Here is an 18,872-nt window from a genome sequence, read left to right on the forward strand (position 1 = left end):
TCAGGCCGCCTTCTCGATGCGCGTCACGCCGCCCATATAGGGCGCGAGAGCCGACGGGACCGTGACGGAGCCGTCGGCGTTCTGATAGGTCTCCAGCACGGCCACGAGCGCGCGGCCGACCGCGACGCCCGACCCGTTCAGGGTGTGGACGAAGCGGGTGTTCTTGCCTTCCGCCGGCCGGAATCGGGCGTTCATGCGCCGGGCCTGGAACTCGCCGCACACCGAGCAGGACGAGATCTCCCGGTAGGCGTCCTGGCCGGGCAGCCAGACCTCGATGTCGTAGGTCTTCTGCGCGCCGAAGCCCATGTCCCCGGTGCACAGCGTCACGACCCTGTAGGCGAGGTCGAGGCGCTTCAGCACCTCCTCGGCGCAGGCCGTCATGCGCTCGTGCTCGTCCCTGGACGTCTCGGGCGTCGTGACGGAGACGAGCTCCACCTTGGTGAACTGATGCTGGCGGATCATGCCGCGGGTGTCGCGGCCGGCCGCGCCCGCCTCGGCCCGGAAGCAGGGCGTGCACGCCGTGAAGCGCAAAGGCAGCTCCCTTTCGTCCAGGATCTGCTCGCGCACGAGATTGGTGAGCGGCACTTCGGCCGTGGGAATGAGGCCGTAGCGCGAAGACCGGAAGGCGGCCCGAAGCGCTTCCTTCACCGATCCGCCGGCGGCCGCGGCGTCGAGCCCCTCGATCATGTCGCTGGTCACCGCCCAGAACTGGTCGTCCTCGAATTTCGGCAGCTGGTTGGTGCCGAAAAAGGCGTGGTCGCGCACCAGCAGCGGCGGGTTCACCTCCGTGTAGCCGTGCTCGCCCGTGTGCAGGTCCAGCATGAACTGGCCGAGCGCCCGTTCCAGGCGGGCGAGCCCGCCCTTGTTGACCACGAAGCGCGCGCCGGAGAGCCGGGCGGCGGCCTCGAAATCCATCAGGCCGAGCCCCTCGCCCACCTCGAAATGCTGCTTCGGCGCGAAGCCGAGCGAGGAGGCCGTGCGCGGGGCGCCGACCTTGCGCATCTCCACATTGTCGTGCTCGTCGCGCCCAAGCGGCGCGTCCGGCGACGGCAGGTTCGGAATGGCGGCCAGCGCCGCGTCGAGCTCGGCGACCGTCGCCTTCTCCTCGGCCTCCGCGGCCGCCAGCGCGTCCTTGAGCGCCGCCACCTCGGCCTTGAGCGCCTCGGCGCGGGCGAGGTCCTTGGCGGCCATCGCCTGCCCGATCTCCTTCGACAGGGCGTTGCGGCGTTCCTGGGACGACTGCGCGCGCTGGATGGCGGCGCGCCGGCGGTCGTCGATGGCCAGCAGGACGGACGAGAGCGGCGCCGCGCCGCGGCTTTCAAGCCCGGCGTCGAAGGCGCTGGCGTTCTCGCGTATCCACCTGATGTCGTACATGCCGACCGTCCGTTGTCTTGCCCGGCGCCGCGGCGGCGCGAAGCGTGCGCCGCGAACCGAGGCGAAGGATCAGGACGTCGCGCTTCCGGCCGCAGCCTGCTCGTCCCGCTTCTTCTCGGCCATTTTCACCGCAATGATCGAGGCTTCGTAGAGGAGCAGGGTCGGGACCGCAAGCGCCAGCTGGCTGATGACGTCCGGCGGCGTCAGCACGGCCGCGAGCACGAAGACGAGCACGATCGCGTAGCGCCGCTTCTCCTTCAGGAAGACGGAATCGATGAACCCCGCGCGCGCCAGCAGCGTCAGCACGACCGGCAGCTGGAAGCTGATCCCGAAGGCGAAGATGAGCGTCATGATCAGCGACAGATACTCGCTGACCTTGGGCAGCAGCTCGATCGAGGCCTCGCCCGGGATGATCTGCTGCTGGCCGATGGAGAAGCGCATGACGATCGGCATGGCGATGAAGAACACCACCGCCGCGCCCAGGCCGAACAGCAGCGGCGTCGCTACCAGATAAGGCCGGAACGCGTCGCGCTCATTCTTGTAGAGGCCGGGCGCCACGAATTTGTAGATCTGCGTCGCCACAACCGGGAACGAGAAGAAGCTCGCGCCGAACACCGCCAGCTTGATCTGCGTGAACAGATATTCGAGCGGCGCGGTGTAGATGAGGCGCACCTGCGAGACGTCGCCGGCCGCCAGCACATAGGGGTAGATCAGGACGTTGTAGATCTGCTTGGCGAAGGCGAAGCACACCACGAACATGATCACGAACGAGACCAGCGCCTTGATCAGGCGGGCCCTGAGTTCGATGAGGTGCTCAATCAGCGGCGCTTTCGTGGCCTCGATGTCCTCGTGGCTCATCCGGCGCTACCCTCGTCCTCGGTCGTCGGCTTCTCGGCGTCCGCCGTCTTGCGGGCGGCGCGGCGCTTGGGCGTCCTGGCGCCCTCCCCTTCGGCGGGCCCGGCCTCGGCGGCGACGGGCCGCGAGCGGCTGGCCCGCCTGGGCTTGGGCGCCTCCTCGACCGATTCGGCCACCGCCTCTGGCGCGACCGGGGCGGTCGCGAGCGGGAACAGGGTCGCGGAGGCCTCGTCGGCGGCGGGCGCCTCGACCGCCTTCTTGCGCGGCCGCTTCGGCTTGGCGGGCGTCTCTTGCGCCTGGTCCGCCTCGACGTCGCCGCCGATAGGCGACACGGGCGCGAAGGCCGCCTGGATCTGCTCGGGCGTCAGGTCCGGGACCGGAGGCGGCTCGGGGATGTCGATCGTCGTCTCCGGCAGCGCAGCCGCGCCCGTGGCCGGCGTCTCCGTCGCGCCCTTGATTTCGTCCCGGATCGTCTGGATCGGGTTGAACCCGGTGTTCAGCGTGGTGGAGACTTCGGTGTTGAGGCCCTCGACGGTCTTGCGGGCCTCGTCGAGCTCCATCTCCCGCATCGCGTCCTGGAACTGGCCCTGGAACTCGCCGGCGAGACGCTTCACCTTGCCGACGGTCCGGCCCACGGTGCGCAGCACGCCGGGGAGCTCCTTCGGCCCGATGACGACAAGCGCCACCACGCCGACGACGACGAACTCTCCCCACCCGATATCGAACATGGCGTGCTGGTCACCCGGCCGAGACATATCCCGCCCCGGAGCCGGGACGGCGATATGCTCCTTATATCAACGCGCGCGGAATTTCGATCCGGACGGAAGGGCGGCGGGGCGAAAAAAGCTGGGGGATTCCGCCAGCCTCGCCCCGGTGCGCCGCCCCGCGCTCCCGGGCCGCATTCGCGATCAGCCGACCTTGCGCTCGCCCACGGGGGTCTGGACGGGAGCGGGACGCTGGTCCTCCAGGGGACGCGCGGGCTCGACCGGCCGCGTCGCGGCCGTGGTGGTCTCGGTCTCGTCGTCGGCCAGGCCCTTCTTGAAGGACTTGATGCCCTTGGCCACGTCGCCCATCAGGTCGGACACCTTGCCGCGTCCGAACAACAGCATCACCACGATGCCCACGATGATCCAGTGCCAGATACTCACGCCGCCCATGGCTTGAACTCCCGTTCGGGTTCAGCCGGCGCGCCGGCCCCCGTCATTGTCGTCTCGCCCGGAACCTAGGCTCCCGGTGCGGCAAAAACAAGAACCCGATGCGCGAGCGACGCGGAGCCCGCTCAGCCGCGCTCCTCGTCCCGCAGCGGCTCCTCCACGCGGTTCGCCGCCTCTTCGGCGAGCTCGGCGAAGATGTCGTCGCCCAGCGGATCCTCGTCGTCGCGCAGATGGGGGTCGTCCGACGGCGTGGGGACGCCGAAGCCCGGCGGCAGGCGCCCGTCCAGGAATCCCGAGCCCTTCAGCTCGTCGAGGCCCGGGAGGTCGTCGATCCTGTTCAGCCCGAAATGGACGAGGAAGGCCTCCGTCGTCCCGTAGGTCACCGGCCGGCCCGGCGCCTTGCGGCGGCCGCGCAGCCTCACCCAGCCGGCCTCGATCAGCACGTCGAGCGTGCCGCGGCTCGTCGAGACGCCGCGGATGTCCTCGATCTCGGTGCGCGTGACCGGCTGGTGATAGGCGATGATCGAGAGCGTCTCCAGCGCGGCGCGGCTGAGTTTGCGGGGCTCCACGGCCTCGCGCGACAGCAGGTAGCCGAGGTCCTCGGCCGTCCTGAAGGCCCATTTTCCGGCGAGCCGCACCAGGTTGACGCCCCGCGCGGCGTATTCCTTCTCGAGCGTGCGCAGAACCGAAGCGGCCGGGGCTGACCCCGGCAGCCGGCTCGCGATGGCTTCCGTGGACAGGGGCTCGGCGGAGGCGAACAAAAGCGCTTCGGCGATCCTGCAGGCCTCGGCGAAGCTGCGCGCCTCCTCCACGGCGTCGAAGGCCGTCTCGATCGCCAGGTCGAGCGCCGCAGCGGTCTCCTGGATGTCCTGGCCGGCGACGGTGACGCGCTTCATGGGCTCAGGCCCGCGCCGCGCGGCTGACGGCCGTGCGCTGCTTGACCCAGATGGGCGCGAAGGCGCGATCCTGCTGCAGCTCCAGCAGCCCCTCGCGCACCATCTCCAGCGCCGCCACGAAGGTGGACGCCCGCACGGTGGCGCGCAGCTCCGGGGTGGTCAGGTAGCTGGCGAGATACTCGTCCAGCGCCGTCCAGTCCATGGCCACGCCGGCCAGCCGCTGCAGCGCCTCGCGCGCGTCCGCCAGCGACCAGACCTGGCGCTTGGGCATGCTGACATGCGACAGCGCCTGCTTCTGCCGCTCGCGCGCATAGGCCGAGAGCAGGTCGTAGAGGCTGGCGTCCCACTCGGGCGTCCGGGTCACCACCACGGGTTCGGGCATGCCGCGGGCGAAGACGTCGCGGCCGAGCCTGGTGCGCTCGACGAGCTTCTGGGCCGCCGCGCGGATCAGCTCCAGCCGCTGCAGCCGGCGCGCGAGCGCATCGGCCAGATCCTCCGCCGTCGGCTCGTCCGCCTTGGGCGGCTCGGGCAGCAGCAGGCGCGATTTCAGATAGGCCAGCCAGGCCGCCATCACCAGATAGTCGGCCGCCAGCTCCAGCCGGAAGCGGCGCGCCTCCTCGATGAAGCCGAGATATTGCTCGGCCAGGGCCAGCACGGAGATCTTGTGGAGATCGACCTTCTGGCGCCGCGCCAGTTCGAGCAGCAGGTCGAGCGGCCCCGCGAACCCGTCGACGTCGATGATCAGCGCCGGTTCGGCGTCGGCCTTGTCGACCCGGACGGCGTCTTCGAAGTCGAGCTGTTCGTGCGGCTTGGCCACTCATCCTCCTGATCCGCCCAGTGCGGGACGGGCGAATCGCCTCGATGGACCCGAATCTTGGGCGCGTCAGACCTGGGGGGCAAGCGCGGCGTCGAGCCGGGCCCAGGCTTCCACAGGATCGAACGGCTCGGGCCGATGCCGGATGCGCGTCAGCGCGGCCTCCGCCCGCCGGCGCGCGTCCCCGGCGAGCTCGACGGCGGCCGTGGCGACCTCCTCCATCTCGGCCAGCACGCCGTGGCAGTACAGGGCCATGTCGCAGCCCGCCCGCAGCGCCGCGAAGGTCCGCTCGGCCAGCGATCCCGAGAGCGCCTTCATGGAGATGTCGTCGCTCATCACCAGTCCGTCGAAGCCGATCGCGCCGCGGATGACGTCGCGGAACACGATCTCTGACGTGGTCGCCGGGTTCTCAGGGTCGATGGCCTCGAACACCACATGGGCCGTCATCGCCATCGGCATGTCGGCCAGGATCTGGAACGGCGCGAAATCGCGCTCCTCCAGCTCGGCGCGCGAGGCGGCCACCGTGGGAAGCGCCTCGTGGCTGTCGGCGCGGGCGCGCCCGTGCCCGGGCATGTGCTTGACGACCGGCAGGACGCCGCCGGCCAACAGCCCGTCGGCGGCGGCCCGCCCGAGCACCGCGATCGTCTCGGGGTCCTGCGCATAGGCCCGGTCGCCGATGATCCCGTGCGCGCCCGGCACGGGCACGTCGAGCACCGGCAGGCAATCGACCGTGACGCCGACCTTGAGGAGATCGTCGGCGATCAGCCGCGCCGCCAGCCGGGTCAGCTCGCGGCGCACCAGGGGATCGTTGACGGCCAGTTCGCCGAGGCGCCGGGCGGCGGGGTAGGCGCGCCACTGCGGAGGCCCCATCCGCTGCACGCGGCCGCCTTCCTGGTCGATCAGCACGGGCGCGTCGGCGCGCCCCACGGCGTCGCGGAAGTCGGACGTCAGCCGGATCAGCTGCTCGGGGCTTTCGACGTTTCGCCGAAAGAGGATCAGTCCCCACGGATTCGCTTCGCGGAAGAAGCCGAACTCCTCGGGAGTGAGCGCCGGGCCCGAACAGCCCGCGATGAATGCTCTTATCGCCATCAACTAGCGCTATCGGCCGGCCCCGAAGGGGTCAAGACGGCAAAACGGGGACAGACTGGCTGTCCCCGCCTATGACTCGCCGGATCGGTCGCGGATCAGTTCTTGGCCACGAAGCACTGGCCGCCCGCGCCCTGGAGCTTGCCGCACAGCGCCGTCGCCTCGTCGCGCGACATGCCGCTGACGCGGACGCGGTAGATGGTCTTGCCGTTCACGTCGGCCTTGCGCACGGCGGGATTGAGCCCGGCCAGCTCGCCGGAGAAGCGCTTCTGCAGCTTGGCGATGACGTCGCGCGCCTCCGTCTCGCTCTGCGGCGCGGCGAGCTGCACGGCGAACCCGCCGCCCGAGGCGGCCTCGGCCTGCGGCGCGGCGGCCGTCGCCGGAGCGGAGGCGACCTGCTGGCGCGCCGCCGGGGCGGGCTTGGGCGCGGCCGCGGCCGCGGGGGCCGGAGCGGTCGTCGCCGTCGTGGTCTCGGCCTCGACGGCCGGCCGGGCGGGCTTGGCCGGGGCCGAGCCCGTGGTCATCGGAGCCAGCGAGGTCAGCTTGGGACGCGGCATCGGCATCGGGGCCGGGGTCGCGCCCGACGGGGTCGAGGTCGAAGCCCCCGCCGGAGCGGGAACGCCGACCGGCGGCGCGCTGGCCAGCGACGCCACGCGGGTCGGTCCGGCCTCGCCTTCGATGATCGTGCCGTCCGGGCGCACCGAGACCGTCTTGACGCGGCGCGGCTCGCCGAGGGCCGGCAGCCCGGAATTGGCGGACTGGGCCTTGAGCGCCGCGACGGCGCCGGTCGAGGTGGATGCGCTGGCGCTGGGCGCCGGCGGCTCGATCGGCAGGTCGCGCCGGGTGATCTGCTCGACGTCCAGAGGCTGCTCGGCGCGGCCCGAAACCTTGACGCTCTTGAGGTCCTCGGGCGCCTGCGACTTGTTGTAGACCTGCCGGTCCTGGTTGGGCACCTCGACGCCGCCGGGATTCTGCGGCTGAACCTTGGAGGGTCCCGCCTCGGCCTTGATCAGCGGCGGGGCGCCGGCCATCTTCGCCGCGCCCGGCCCCGCGCCCTTGTAGGCGTAGAGGCCGACCGCGCCGGCCACGGCCACGCTCATGATCGCGCCGACGGCCATGAGGCCCCGGCGCCGGCGCGGCGGCTCCGCGAAGTCCTCGTCATGCGGAGGAAGCTGGCCCTCCGGCTCATAGACCGGCTCGGCCTCGGCCTGGGCGTAACGGTCGTCATAGGCGGCGTGCGTCGGGCGCGGGGACTGGCCGTAGGCGGCGGCCTGGGTCGGCGCCGCGTCCCAGTCGCGCTCCTGGGCGCTGTGGGCGGCGGGCTGGCGCAGCTGATAGGGCAAGGCCCCGTGAGGCGCGACGTCCGTCTCGTAGGCGGACAACTGGTCCTCGAAGGATTGCGCGGTCGGCCTCTGCTCATGAGCGGGCTCGGCGGCGGGGCGGCGCAGGGACATCGACGGCTCCACGCGGGCCGAGTGGCCGTCGCGAGGCCCGCCGTCCCGATCGGACCAGAGCGCCTTGAAGGGATCGTCCTGCCCGACGATGCGCGCCAGTTCGGCCAGCGGATCGTCGTTCTGCTGTCCATGGCCGCGCTGGGCGTGGCCGTGGGCATGGTGAGCAGACGAGGGCCTGGCCGAATCGCGATGGCCAGCCGCTTCGCGCAGCTGGCGCTCGAGTTCGTCGAGGTCGATCACGGGCCGCTGCCTGTTCAATTCATTCATGAAACACCCGCTGTCACACAGCCCGATGGCGCAGGCGCCACCGATTCCCATCGCTAACCCGGGCGCATCGAATGGTGTGGTCCATTCTGGCGCAAAGCAAGTCCGTCCGATGACGGATGCCGTGCGCAAGCCCGCGTTTTCAGCGCATTTCGTCCGGCGCGGTCACCCCCAGGATGCCCAGACCGGCTGCAAGGACCGACATCACCACGTCGACCAGCGCCAGCCTCGCATAGGACGAATTTCGATCAGTCTCGATAACAAAACGTAAATGCGGCGCTTCTTTGCCCCTGTTCCAGAGTCCATGAAAGTCGCTGGCCAGTTCGTAAAGAAAAAATGCGATCCGGTGAGGTTCATGCGCCGCAGCTGAAGCTTCCACGATCCTTGGGAACTGAGAAAGCCGGCGAATCACGTCTAGCTCGGCCTCGTCCTTAAGCAGGGAGACATCTGCATTCAGAAGCGCTCCGCGATCTTCTGACGCACCCGGGAAAACCTGCTCCGCTTGCCTGAACACCGAGCGGCAGCGGGCGTGCGCGTACTGCACGTAGAAGACCGGGTTCTCCTTCGACTGCTCGATCACCTTGGCGAGGTCGAAATCCAGCGTGGCGTCGTTTTTGCGATACAGCATCATGAAGCGCACCGGGTCGCGGCCGACCTCGTCGATCACGTCGCGCAGCGTCACGAACTCGCCTGAGCGCTTGGACATCTTCACCGGCTCGCCGTGGCGCAGCAGCCGCACGAGCTGGCACAGCTTCACGTCGAGCTCGCCCTCGCCTCCCGTCACCGCCTTCACGGCCGCGCTCATGCGCTTGACGTAGCCGCCGTGGTCGGCCCCCCAGACATCGATCATGGTCCGGAAGCCGCGCGCGAATTTCGACGCGTGATAGGCGATGTCGGATGCGAAGTAGGTGTAGGAGCCGTCCGACTTCAGCAGAGGCCGGTCCACGTCGTCGCCGAAGGCCGTGGCCCGGAACAAGGTCTGCTCGCGGTCTTCCCAGTCCTCGACCGGCGCGCCCTTGGGGGGCGGCAGCCGGCCCTCATAGACGAGGCCGCGGGCCCGCATGTCGTCGATCGTGGCCCTGATCTGGTCGACCGGGCCGCTGGCCAGCGAGCGCTCGGAGAAAAACACGTCGTGGCGGATGTCGAGAGCCGCCAGGTCGACGCGGATCATCTCCATCATCAGGTCGATCGCGGTCTGGCGCACGACGGGGAGCCATTCGGCCTCGGGCGCATCGAGCAGCGCGCGTCCGTGCCGGGCCGCGAGAGCCTCGCCCACCGGCTTCAGGTAGTCGCCCGGATAGAGCCCCTCCGGGATGGTCCCGATCTCCTCGCCCAGCGCCTCGCGGTAGCGCAGGTAGGCCGACCGGGCGAGCACGTCGACCTGCGCCCCGGCGTCGTTGATGTAGTATTCGCGCGTCACCGCCGCGCCGGCGAAGTCGAGCAGATTCGCCAAGGCGTCGCCGAACACCGCGCCGCGGCCATGGCCCACATGCAGCGGGCCGGTCGGGTTCGCCGACACATATTCGACGTTCACAGGCTCGCTTTTCGGATGAGCCGGCCGGCCGAACTGCTTGCCAAGCCTGAGGATTGCGCGGACCACGTCATGGTGGACGCTGGCGTCCAGGCGAATGTTGATGAAGCCGGGGCCGGCGATCTCCGCGCTGGCGACGCCGGGCTCGCGGGCGAGTTCGGCGCTGATGAGCTGGGCCAGCGCGCGCGGATTGCTCCGGGCCTCCTTGGCCAGCGCCATCGCCGCGTTGGTGGCGAGGTCGCCGTGGCTGGGGTCGCGCGGGGGTTCGACGACGACCTTGGCGGTGTCGAGGCCCTGCGGCAGGGCGCCCTGGTCCCCGAGCCGGGCGATGATCGCCGCGAGCCGGCGCTGGAAGTCGTCGAAGATGTTCATGTCAGCTCGGCTGGTGCGGGCCGCCCGGCGCCGATCTCTGCGCCGGGGCGAAACCCTCGTGAAACCTGCGCGACGGCCCTGCATCGCGACGCCGCGCCAATATCACATCGCGGCGCGGATTGACCACCGGTTCGGCGATTCGGCCCCTCTCAGCGCAGATCGGGGGTGACGTCGAACAGCCGACGATGCTCGTCCAGGGCGTAGCGGTCCGTCATGCCGGCGATGTAGTCGGCGACCCGGCGGGCGATCCGCGACGGCTCGGCGCCGGCCAGGCCCTCGCGCCACTCCCCCGGCATCGCGTCGGGGTCGCGGGTGAAGCGCCCGAACAGGTCGCGCACCACGGCGTCGGCCTGGACCCGCACGGCGACGACGCTCGGATGGCGGTACATGTGGGGGAACAGGAAGCCCTTGATGGCCCGGTCCGCCTCCGCCATCTCGCCGGAGAAGCCGATCGCCGCATGGCCCGCCCGCCGCACGGCGTCGGCGTCGGTCGGCTGCAGCGCCGCGAGGCGCCGCCCGCCTTCGCGGATGCCGTCCTCCACGAACCGGGTGATGATCCGCCGCCCGAGCTCGTGGATGACCCGGCTGCGCTCCAGCCCGGGCCAGCGTCCGGCGATGTCGTCCAGCAGGTCCGCCAGGAACGGGACGGAGCGCAGGTCCTCCAGCGCGAACAGCCCGGCGCGCAGGCCGTCGTCGATGTCGTGCGCGTCATAGGCGATGTCGTCCGCGATGGCGGCGGCCTGCGCCTCCGCGCTGGCGTGGGTGTCGAGCCACAGGTCCTGGCGCGCCGCATAGTCCAGGATGGCGCCCGGGACGCCCCGCTTGCGGTAGCGCTCGGTTGGCCGCCCTTTCGGCGTCGTCAGCGGGCCGTTGTGCTTGACGAGGCCCTCGAGCGTCTCCCAGGTCAGGTTCAGGCCGTCGAACTCGGCGTAGCGCTTCTCCAGCCGGGTCACGATCCGCAGCGCCTGGGCGTTATGGTCGAAGCCGCCATGGTCGGCCATGCAGTCGTCGAGGGCCTCCTCGCCGGTATGGCCGAAGGGCGTGTGGCCGAGATCGTGCGACAGCGCCAGCGCCTCCGCCAAATCCTCGTCGAGCCCGAGCGCCCGCGCCAGCGCCCGGGCGATCTGGGCCACCTCGATGGTGTGGGTCAGCCGGGTGCGGTAGTGGTCGCCCTCGTGGAAGACGAAGACCTGCGTCTTGTGCTTCAGGCGCCGAAAGGCGTTGGCGTGGATCACCCGGTCGCGGTCGCGCTGGAATTCGCTGCGGGTGGGCGAGGCGTCCTCGGGCGTGAGCCGGCCGCGGCTGAGCGCCGGGTCGGCCGCATAGGGCGCCCGCCATCGATCGAAGCGGCTCTGCGGCACCGGCGCCTCCCATTGATGACGGACCCCGGGATCGCTACATCCCGTCCTGAAAGCTTGCGGCCCGTTGCTTACGCTTCTGCGATATAAAGCAGGGCGTGCAAACCGCCAGACGTCTCGGAGGCGCTTACATGACCATGCCCGACGTGGAAACCGCACCGCTCACCGTCACCGAGCGCGCCGCGCGGCGGATCCAGTCCATCCTGAAATCCGAGGCCGAAGGCGCCATGCTGCGCGTCGCGGTCAATGGCGGGGGCTGTTCGGGCTTCCAGTACGACTTCTCCTTCGACACCGCGATCACGCCCGACGACGTCGCGATCCGGCGCGACGGCGTGACGGTGCTGGTTGATTCGGTGTCGCGGCCCTTCCTGGAGGGCTCGACGCTCGATTTCGTTGACGACCTCATGGGCCAATCGTTCCGCGTGCAGAACCCCAAGGCGACCGCCGCCTGCGGTTGCGGAACCAGCTTCTCGATCTGAGGCTCGCGCCCTTTCGCCGGATCCGGGTGGGTCGCCCGGAACACAGGGGCCCGATTTCGCAGCCCCCTCCCCCCGGGCCGGAGGCCGCGACCGGCCTGCCGCACTTGCCCGCGCATCCGCAATCCTGAAGATGGCGTCCAGGAGATCGACATGGACGCCCTTTTCATCGGCCAGACCTATATCGACGTCACCTTCCTCGCCGAGCACATGCCCACCGGCGACGAGAAGACTGTGGCGCGCGACTACGCCGTCTCGTTCGGCGGCAACGCGGTCACGGCCGCGTTCTGCTGCGCCAAGCTCGGCGTCGTGCCGGACCTCCTGACCTCGCTGGCGGACGACTGGCTCGGGCGCATGTTCCTCGACATGGCGGCCAAATACGCCATCCCGGTCCATGGCCGGAAGGTGCGCGAGAGCTCGCTCTCCTTCGTGCTGCCCAACAACGGCAAGCGCGCCATCATCCGCTGCCGCGACGACGACTACCTGCACCCCTTCCCCATGCTGAACATGGGCGGCTGCCGCGCGCTGCATCTGGACGGCCACCAGTCCGACGCGGCGATCCACTACGCCAAGCTCTGCCGCGAACGCGGCGTGCTGACCTCGCTGGACGGCGGCGGCCTGCGCGACAACACGCATGAGCTCCTGTCCTTCGTCGACGTCGCGATCTGCGCCGAGCGCCTGGCCGAGCAGCTCGACGTGTCGCCCCAGGACCTCCTGCTCCTGCTGAAGCAGAAGGGCGTTCGCATCGGCGGCGTCACCATGGGCGAGAAGGGCATGCTATGGTACGACGAGACGGGCGAGATCCGCCGCCAGCCGACCCTGTGCGTGCCGTCCGACGCCATCATCGACACCAGCGGCGCCGGCGACGTGTTTCACGGCGCCTATGTGGCGTCCTATCTGCGCCGGCCGGACCAGCCCTGGGCCGAGCACTTCGCCTTCGCGCGCGCCGCCTCGACCTTCAAGATCCAGCATCTCGGCAACGAGGCGGGCCTGCCGTCGCTGGCCGACATCGAGGCGATCCGCCAGGGCTTCGCCGAGGCGGCCTGAGCGTCGCTCGGTTGCTCTCAGACCAGATTACACGCAGGCCGCGACGCGACGCCGCTGGCTTTTGGGCGAGCCTTTGGACAGGATCGCGCTTCTTCATATCGCCGCGCCCCCCGCGGCGCGATTCCGGAGACTTGATGATGCGCGCGACCCGATGGAAATCCCTGGCCGGGGGCGCGTCCCTGGCCGTCATCGCGGCCCATCTCGGCGCCCAGGGCGTCATGCGCGCCGACATCGCGCGCGCCCTTCCGGCCTCCGCGCAGGCGGCCGCGATCGACGTCGATCCCTGGTCGGGGCGGATCGCCATCGCGGGGCTGTCCTGGAGCGGGCCTGACGGGACGCGCGTTTCGGTCGGCCGGGCCACGGCCCTGGGCGGCCTCGCCATCGTCGGCCCCGCCCGCGCGGCGGATGCGGTGACGCTGGAGAACGTCAAGGTCGAAACGGGCGGCGCCAGCTACGTGATGAAGCGCATCGAGCTGACGGGCGCGACCTCGACCCGCGACGAGGTCGCCGCGCTGTTCGACGCCTCCTCGGCGGCGCCGCTCTACGAGCGGCTGGCCCGCATCACCGCCGAACAGATCTCGATTCCGGAGCTCGTGACCACCGGCAAGATGGCGGATCAGTCCTCCACGGTGACCTACCGCGACATCCGGCTCGTCGGCGTCAGCAAGGGCGCGATCAAGAGCATGGCGGCCTCGGGCGGCTCTTTCGAAACCCGCCGGACCGACGACGCCGTCAGCGGGACCGTCGGGCCGATGGCCGGCGTCGACATCGACGCGGCGCTGGTGGCCAGGATCTACGGCGCCAAGGCCGAGCCCGGCGACACGGAGATGAAGCTCATCTACGGCGGCTTCACGGTCGACGCGGTCAAGGGCTCGTCGGCCAAGGGCGGCGAGTTCACGATCGGGCGGCTGGCCTTCAAGAACGTCCGCGGCCGGCCGACCCAGGAGGCCTGGCTGCCCTTCCTCACCGAGTTCGCCGGCAAGGGCGACGTCGCCAAGCTGCCTCCGCAGGAGCGCGCCCGCTTCGTCCGCGGCCTCACCGACATCCTGGACGCGATCGCGGTGGAGTCGGCCGAGGCCGTGAACCTGACCGTGACCTCCCCGGCCTCCAGCAAGGACAAGGCGACCGTGAAGGTCGCCCGCCTCGGCTATGCGGGCGCGGCGATGGGCCGGCCCAACGACCTGCGCCTGGAAGGGCTCGACGTCGCGGCCGTTGACGGCTACGGCCGCATCGGGTCGATCTCGCAGACCGGGTGGTCGTTCCGCACGACGCTCGACGCCCTGCGGGCCACCGTCGGCGATCCCGACGCCGACCTCTCCGCCATCGACCCGCGCGCCTTCATCCCGGACCTCGGGACCTTCGCGATCCGCGACGTCGACCTCAACGTGCCGGACAAGAAAGCCCGGGAGACGGATCCCGCCGCCCCCAACATCCGGGTCGGATTCAAGACCTTCGAAGTGGCCGCCCAGGCGCCCGTGAAGGGCGTCCCGACCGCCCTGCGGATCGGCCTGGACCGCATGACGATGGCGATCCCGCCCGGGACCAAGGAGGAGGGCCTGCGCGACCTCCTGGCGATGGGCTACAAGGACCTGGACGTCACGATGGGGCTCGAGGGCCGCTGGAACGAGAACGCGGCCGAGTTCAATATCGGGCAGATCGCCCTTCAGGGCGTCAACATGGGCAGCCTCGCCGTGAAGGGCGTGCTCGGCAACGTCTCGCGCGACGTGTTCGCCGGCGACAGCGCCACCGCCCAGGTGGCGCTTCTCGGCGCCACCGTGAAGCAGGTCGGCTTCACGCTGGAGAACAAGGGCCTCGCCGAGAAGCTCCTGGAGCGCGAGGCGCGCCGGCAGAAGAAGAGCGTGGACCAGCTGCGCAAGGAGCTGGGCGGCGCGGCCCAGATCGGCATCCCGGCCATGCTGGGCGGCTCGCCCAACGCCAAGGCGCTGGGCGCGGCCGTCGCCAAGTTCCTGCTGAAGCCCGGCCGGCTCACCGTGACGGCGACCGCGCATGATCCGGGCGGGCTCGGCTTCGCCGACTTCGCCATGGCGCAGGGCGATCCCGCCGCCCTGCTCGAGCAGATCGATCTCACCGCCAGGGCCGAATAGGCCCGGGCGGGCGGGAGCCCGCCTATTCGGCGGCGACCTTCGCCGCCTGGTTGCGCTCGGCCCGGGCCTGGGCCTCCACGACGGCCAAAGCCGTCATGTTGACCACGCCGCGCGCCGTCACCGAGGTGGTCAGCACATGGGCGGGCCTCGCCGGCCCGATCATGATCGGGCCTACGGGCAGCGCGTCCGCCAGGATCTTGGTGAACTGGTAGGCGGCGTTGGCGGCGTCGAGATTCGGGAACACCAGGATGTTCGCCTCGCCCTTCAGGTTGGATTGCGGCAGCTTGCGCTCGCGCACCATCTCGGAGAGCGCCGTATCGCCCTGCATCTCGCCGTCCACTTCGAGCTGCGGCGCGCGCTGGCGGATGAGGTCCAGCGCCTGGCGCATCTTGCGGGCGGAAGGGGTGTCGGCCTCGCCGAAATCGGCGTGGCAGACCAGCGCGATCTTGGGCTCGATGCCGAAGCGCGTCACGTGCTGGGCGCACAGCACCGCCGTCTCGGCGATCTCCTCGGCGGTCGGGTCCGGCCGCACATGGGTGTCGGCCAGGAAGTAGTGGCCCTTCGAGGTGATCATCAGCGTCATGGCCGAGAGGCCCTTCACCCCGACGTCGATGCCGATGATGTCCCGGATCAGGCGCAGCTTGGACTGGAAGCGCCCCTCCAGCCCGCAGATCATCGCGTCCGCGTCGCCCCGGATCACCGCCACGCTGGCGATCACGGTCGTCGACGTGCGCACCAGCGTGCGCGCCGCGTCCGGCGTGATGCCGCGCCGTCCCGCCACCTCGACCAGGGTGGCCACGTAGTCGCGGTAGCGCGGATCGTCCTCGGGATTGACGACCTCGACGTCGTGGCCGGGCCGCAGCGACAGCCCGTAGCGCTTGCACCGCGTCTCGATGACGGCGGGCCGGCCCACCAGGATGGGGGTGGCGATCCCCTCCTCGATGGCCACCTGCGCGGCGCGCAGCACCCGCTCGTCCTCGCCGTCGGCGTAGATGACGCGCTTGGGGGCTTCCTTGGCCGCCGTGAAGATCGGCTTCATGACGAAGCCGGAGCGGAACACGAAGCGCGACAGGTTCTCGTCATACGCCTTGAAGTCCTCGATGGGCTTCTTGGCGACGCCGCTCTCCATGGCGGCGCGCGCGACAGCGGGCGCGATGCGCAGGATGAGCCGCGGATCGAACGGGCTCGGGATCAGCGATTCCGCCCCGAAGGTGGTGACCTCGCCGCCATAGGCCCGCGCCACGACGTCGGACGGCGCCTCGCGCGCCAGCCGGGCGATGGCCTCGACGGCGGCCTGCTTCATGGCCTCGTTGATGGTGGTCGCCTGCACGTCCAGCGCGCCCCGGAAGATGTAGGGGAAGCACAGGACGTTGTTGACCTGGTTGGGATAGTCCGACCGGCCGGTGCAGATCATGGCGTCGGGGCGGACCGCCTTCGCCTCGGCGGGATCGATCTCCGGATTGGGATTGGCGAGCGCCAGGATCAGCGGGTTCGGCGCCATCTGGGCGACCATGGCGGCCTTCAGGACGCCGCCGGCCGAAAGGCCGAGGAACACGTCCGCGCCCGGGATCACCTCGGCCAGCGTGCGCGCGTCGGTCTTCTGCGCGAAGATCGACTTCCAGCGGTCCATCAGCGAGGCGCGCCCTTCATAGACGACGCCCTCGATGTCGGTGATGAAGATGTTCTCCCGCTTCGCCCCCATGGACACGAGCAGGTTCAGGCAGGCGAGCGCCGCCGCGCCGGCCCCGGAGGTCACGATCTTCACCTCGGCGAGCTGCTTGCCGGCGAGGTCGAGCGCGTTGCGCACCGCCGCCGCCACGATGATGGCCGTGCCGTGCTGGTCGTCGTGGAACACCGGGATGGCCATGCGCTCGCGCAGCTGCGCCTCGACCTCGAAGCATTCGGGCGCCTTGATGTCCTCCAGGTTGATGCCGCCGAAGGTCGGCTCCAGCGCCGCGACCACGTTCACCAGCCGGGTCACGTCCTTTTCGTCCACCTCGATGTCGAACACGTCGATGCCGGCGAACTTCTTGAACAGGACGGCCTTGCCCTCCATCACGGGCTTGGAGGCGAGCGCGCCGATGTCGCCGAGGCCGAGCACCGCCGTGCCGTTCGTCACCACGGCCACCAGGTTCTGGCGCGCCGTCAGCTCCGCCGCCTGGGACGGATCGGCCGCGATCGCCTCGCAGGGGGCGGCCACGCCGGGCGAATAGGCGAGCGCCAGGTCGCGTTGGTTGCCGAGCGGCTTCGTGGCCTGGATCTCCAGCTTTCCCGGCTTGGGGAAGCGGTGATACACGAGCGCGCCCGAGCGCAGATCGTCCGACATGGTCGACATGTTCGAGGCCATTGGCGCGACATTCCTCCTTGGACGGGCGTTCGTTCGGGCGCCCGGCGGACATCTTTCGACGTCGACCCTAGCGCGGCGCCTTGCCCCGGTCACGTCCCCGTGACGCCGAACACCTATTCCGCCGGTGAAAGACTGCCCGCGCCGGCAGGTTTCGCGGCCTCCCCGGCCCGAATCCGATCGCAAAGCGCCACGACCTGCGCGGCGTCGGCGCTCTGGAGCGCGGGGATCAGCATCGCCAGGGCGGCCCGGTCGAGCTCCCACCACCGCGTGCGCAGGAGTTCGGCCACCACCGGCTCCTCGAAGCGCAGACGGATCAGCTTGGCCGGATTGCCGCCCACGATCCCGTAGGGCGGGACGTCCCGGGTCACGACCGCCCGGGCGGCCACCACCGCGCCGGGCCCGATCGTCACGCCGGACATGATCGTCGCGCCCGACCCGACCCAGACGTCGGCCCCGATCGCGACGCCGCCGCGCGACGTGTGATAGGCCGCGCCTTTGGGCGCCTCCGGGAACAGCTCGCGCATGCCCGAGAACGGGTAGGTGGTCACCCAGTCGGTGCGGTGGTTGCCGCCGAGGAAGATCTGGATGTTGTCGGCGAAGGAGCAGAAGGGCCCGATGGTGAGGCCCGCCCCGTCGCCCCAGTCGCGCACCCGCACCCGGCCATAGCTGTAGTCCCCGATCGTCCAGCCGCGCTTCGCCGCCTGCTTGGCGAGGTGGACGCGGGTGAGATTGTGGGGGTTGGACCAGCGCGCGATCAGCTTACGCATGACAAGCCCCTGCGCCGCGCCCTTCTCCCGCGAAGGATGCGCTCCAGTCGATCATTCCAGCCCCTCGCGCTTCAGCGCCGTCTCGCCGCGCAGCCAGCCGAGCGCTCCCGCCGCCGAGCCGCCGTAACGCTCCACGAGGGCGCGCCGCAGCGCAAGGGCGCCGAGCGCCGCCTTGGGCAGGTTCACGGCCAGCGTAGCCCTGGCCGGGTCCGGCAGCCCGTATTTGCGGCTCACATAGGCGCGCGACCACGCCATGTGCCAGCGGGCGCGAAACACGCGGCCGGGGCTGGGCGCCGTCGAGCCGCCGCGCTCGTGCCGGGCCACGGCGCCGTGGACATGCACCAGGGCGCGGCCCGCGTCGGCCATGCGGCGGCAGAGGTCGTCGTCCTCGTAGAAGAGGAAAAGCTGCTCGTCGAAGCCGCCGATGTCCAGGAAGGCGTCGCGGCGGACCAGCAGGGACGCCCCCGACAGGAACGGCGTGCAGCAGTCGCCCTCCGGCAGGGAGAGCCTGCCGCCCGGGTTCTGCAGGAAGGGCGAGAGCAGGGACGTCGCCTGGTAGAAGAAGCGCCCGTCCGGCTCGATGATCCGCGGCGCCAGCAGCCCGGCGTCGGGCCAGCGCGACGCCGCCTCCAGCAGGGCCGCGACCGCGCCCTCATCATAGACGAGATCCGGGTTGGTGAGCAGGCAGAAGGGCGTGGCCGCGGCGCGCACGCCAATGTTCATCGCCCGTCCGAAGCCCTCGTTGCGGGCGTTTCGGATCACCCGCGCGCCCAGGCGCTCGGCCAGCTCCGGCGTCCCGTCGCGGCTGGCGTTGTCCACCACGACGACGCCGACGCCCTCGCGCTTCAGCGCCGCCAGGCAGGCCGGCAGCACGCGCGCGCTGTCATACGTGACCACGACGGCGGTGACGGCGTTCACAGGCGCCCTCCCCCACGCGTCCGCTTCCGCTCGGCGTCACGCTGTATGTCGGCC

Annotated in this window: 16 protein-coding genes; 3 read left to right on the plus strand and 13 right to left on the minus strand. The window is 70.6% G+C overall.

All coding sequences use genetic code 11. The annotated features are described in order from the left end of the window. The 10 genes from serS to ACYVO7_RS22705 form a co-directional block, all read right to left on the minus strand. Window positions 1-1,374, minus strand: a complete 1,374-nt coding sequence (gene serS, locus ACYVO7_RS22660; protein ID WP_460452038.1) for a serine--tRNA ligase — start codon at window positions 1,372-1,374, stop codon at window positions 1-3. Between the two features lie 69 nt (window positions 1,375-1,443). Then, a complete protein-coding gene (tatC, locus tag ACYVO7_RS22665) occupies window positions 1,444-2,232 on the minus strand; it encodes a twin-arginine translocase subunit TatC (RefSeq protein WP_460452039.1) in 789 nt (262 codons plus the stop codon). Further along, window positions 2,229-2,957: a Sec-independent protein translocase protein TatB gene (tatB, locus tag ACYVO7_RS22670; RefSeq protein WP_460452040.1), complete on the minus strand. Its 729-nt coding sequence runs from the start codon at window positions 2,955-2,957 to the stop codon at window positions 2,229-2,231. The genes tatC and tatB overlap by 4 nt, the downstream gene beginning before the upstream one ends. Window positions 2,958-3,137: 180 nt before the next feature. After that, the gene (locus ACYVO7_RS22675) at window positions 3,138-3,386 is read right to left on the minus strand and encodes a twin-arginine translocase TatA/TatE family subunit (RefSeq protein WP_460452041.1); all 249 of its coding nucleotides are present in this window, start codon (window positions 3,384-3,386) and stop codon (window positions 3,138-3,140) included. 122 nt (window positions 3,387-3,508) lie between these two features. Continuing rightward, window positions 3,509-4,279, minus strand: a complete 771-nt coding sequence (scpB, locus tag ACYVO7_RS22680; protein ID WP_460452042.1) for an SMC-Scp complex subunit ScpB — start codon at window positions 4,277-4,279, stop codon at window positions 3,509-3,511. Window positions 4,280-4,283: 4 nt separating this feature from the next. After that, on the minus strand, window positions 4,284-5,096 hold the full coding sequence (locus ACYVO7_RS22685; protein ID WP_460452043.1) for a segregation and condensation protein A: 813 nt from the start codon (window positions 5,094-5,096) through the stop codon (window positions 4,284-4,286). Between the two features lie 66 nt (window positions 5,097-5,162). After that, the gene (gene nagZ, locus ACYVO7_RS22690; protein ID WP_460452044.1) at window positions 5,163-6,182 is read right to left on the minus strand and encodes a beta-N-acetylhexosaminidase; all 1,020 of its coding nucleotides are present in this window, start codon (window positions 6,180-6,182) and stop codon (window positions 5,163-5,165) included. Window positions 6,183-6,277: 95 nt separating this feature from the next. Beyond that, complete coding sequence (locus ACYVO7_RS22695; protein WP_460452045.1) at window positions 6,278-7,900, minus strand: SPOR domain-containing protein; 1,623 nt, start codon at window positions 7,898-7,900, stop codon at window positions 6,278-6,280. Window positions 7,901-8,039: 139 nt separating this feature from the next. Then, window positions 8,040-9,800, minus strand: a complete 1,761-nt coding sequence (gene argS, locus ACYVO7_RS22700; protein ID WP_460452046.1) for an arginine--tRNA ligase — start codon at window positions 9,798-9,800, stop codon at window positions 8,040-8,042. A 149-nt stretch (window positions 9,801-9,949) separates the two neighbouring features. Then, window positions 9,950-11,161, minus strand: coding sequence for a deoxyguanosinetriphosphate triphosphohydrolase (locus ACYVO7_RS22705; protein ID WP_460452047.1), 1,212 nt, complete (start codon window positions 11,159-11,161; stop codon window positions 9,950-9,952). A gap of 134 nt (window positions 11,162-11,295) precedes the next feature. Here ACYVO7_RS22705 and erpA point away from each other — a divergent pair, with 134 nt between their 5' ends. From erpA to ACYVO7_RS22720, 3 genes are all read left to right on the plus strand, one after another. Next, entirely contained in the window at window positions 11,296-11,637 is a 342-nt protein-coding gene (erpA, locus tag ACYVO7_RS22710; RefSeq protein ID WP_460452081.1) for an iron-sulfur cluster insertion protein ErpA, read from the plus strand. Between the two features lie 150 nt (window positions 11,638-11,787). After that, window positions 11,788-12,681, plus strand: coding sequence for a sugar kinase (locus ACYVO7_RS22715; protein WP_460452048.1), 894 nt, complete (start codon window positions 11,788-11,790; stop codon window positions 12,679-12,681). A 137-nt stretch (window positions 12,682-12,818) separates the two neighbouring features. Further along, the gene (locus ACYVO7_RS22720) at window positions 12,819-14,786 is read left to right on the plus strand and encodes a hypothetical protein (RefSeq protein WP_460452049.1); all 1,968 of its coding nucleotides are present in this window, start codon (window positions 12,819-12,821) and stop codon (window positions 14,784-14,786) included. Between the two features lie 22 nt (window positions 14,787-14,808). On the opposite strand, the gene ACYVO7_RS22725 is transcribed toward ACYVO7_RS22720, so the two are convergent. From ACYVO7_RS22725 to ACYVO7_RS22735, 3 genes are all read right to left on the minus strand, one after another. Next, on the minus strand, window positions 14,809-17,133 hold the full coding sequence (locus ACYVO7_RS22725) for an NADP-dependent malic enzyme (RefSeq protein WP_460452050.1): 2,325 nt from the start codon (window positions 17,131-17,133) through the stop codon (window positions 14,809-14,811). Window positions 17,134-17,246: 113 nt separating this feature from the next. Beyond that, entirely contained in the window at window positions 17,247-17,900 is a 654-nt protein-coding gene (locus tag ACYVO7_RS22730) for a CatB-related O-acetyltransferase (RefSeq protein ID WP_460452051.1), read from the minus strand. Window positions 17,901-17,951: 51 nt separating this feature from the next. Then, on the minus strand, window positions 17,952-18,818 hold the full coding sequence (locus ACYVO7_RS22735) for a glycosyltransferase family 2 protein (protein ID WP_460452052.1): 867 nt from the start codon (window positions 18,816-18,818) through the stop codon (window positions 17,952-17,954). Window positions 18,819-18,872 lie beyond the last annotated feature (54 nt).

Source organism: Alsobacter sp. SYSU BS001988 (assembly GCF_054796215.1).

Bases quoted from the DNA above. Each gene is read 5' to 3' on its own strand.
- ACYVO7_RS22730 (WP_460452051.1), bottom strand. From the start codon at position 17,900: ATGCGTAAGCTGATCGCGCGCTGGTCCAACCCCCACAATCTCACCCGC.
- argS (WP_460452046.1), bottom strand. From the start codon at position 9,800: ATGAACATCTTCGACGACTTCCAGCGCCGGCTCGCGGCGATCATCGCC.
- tatB (WP_460452040.1), bottom strand. From the start codon at position 2,957: ATGTTCGATATCGGGTGGGGAGAGTTCGTCGTCGTCGGCGTGGTGGCG.
- ACYVO7_RS22720 (WP_460452049.1), top strand. From the start codon at position 12,819: ATGCGCGCGACCCGATGGAAATCCCTGGCCGGGGGCGCGTCCCTGGCC.
- ACYVO7_RS22695 (WP_460452045.1), bottom strand. From the start codon at position 7,900: ATGAATGAATTGAACAGGCAGCGGCCCGTGATCGACCTCGACGAACTC.
- nagZ (WP_460452044.1), bottom strand. From the start codon at position 6,182: ATGGCGATAAGAGCATTCATCGCGGGCTGTTCGGGCCCGGCGCTCACT.
- ACYVO7_RS22715 (WP_460452048.1), top strand. From the start codon at position 11,788: ATGGACGCCCTTTTCATCGGCCAGACCTATATCGACGTCACCTTCCTC.
- serS (WP_460452038.1), bottom strand. From the start codon at position 1,374: ATGTACGACATCAGGTGGATACGCGAGAACGCCAGCGCCTTCGACGCC.
- ACYVO7_RS22725 (WP_460452050.1), bottom strand. From the start codon at position 17,133: ATGGCCTCGAACATGTCGACCATGTCGGACGATCTGCGCTCGGGCGCG.
- scpB (WP_460452042.1), bottom strand. From the start codon at position 4,279: ATGAAGCGCGTCACCGTCGCCGGCCAGGACATCCAGGAGACCGCTGCG.
- erpA (WP_460452081.1), top strand. From the start codon at position 11,296: ATGCCCGACGTGGAAACCGCACCGCTCACCGTCACCGAGCGCGCCGCG.
- tatC (WP_460452039.1), bottom strand. From the start codon at position 2,232: ATGAGCCACGAGGACATCGAGGCCACGAAAGCGCCGCTGATTGAGCAC.
- ACYVO7_RS22675 (WP_460452041.1), bottom strand. From the start codon at position 3,386: ATGGGCGGCGTGAGTATCTGGCACTGGATCATCGTGGGCATCGTGGTG.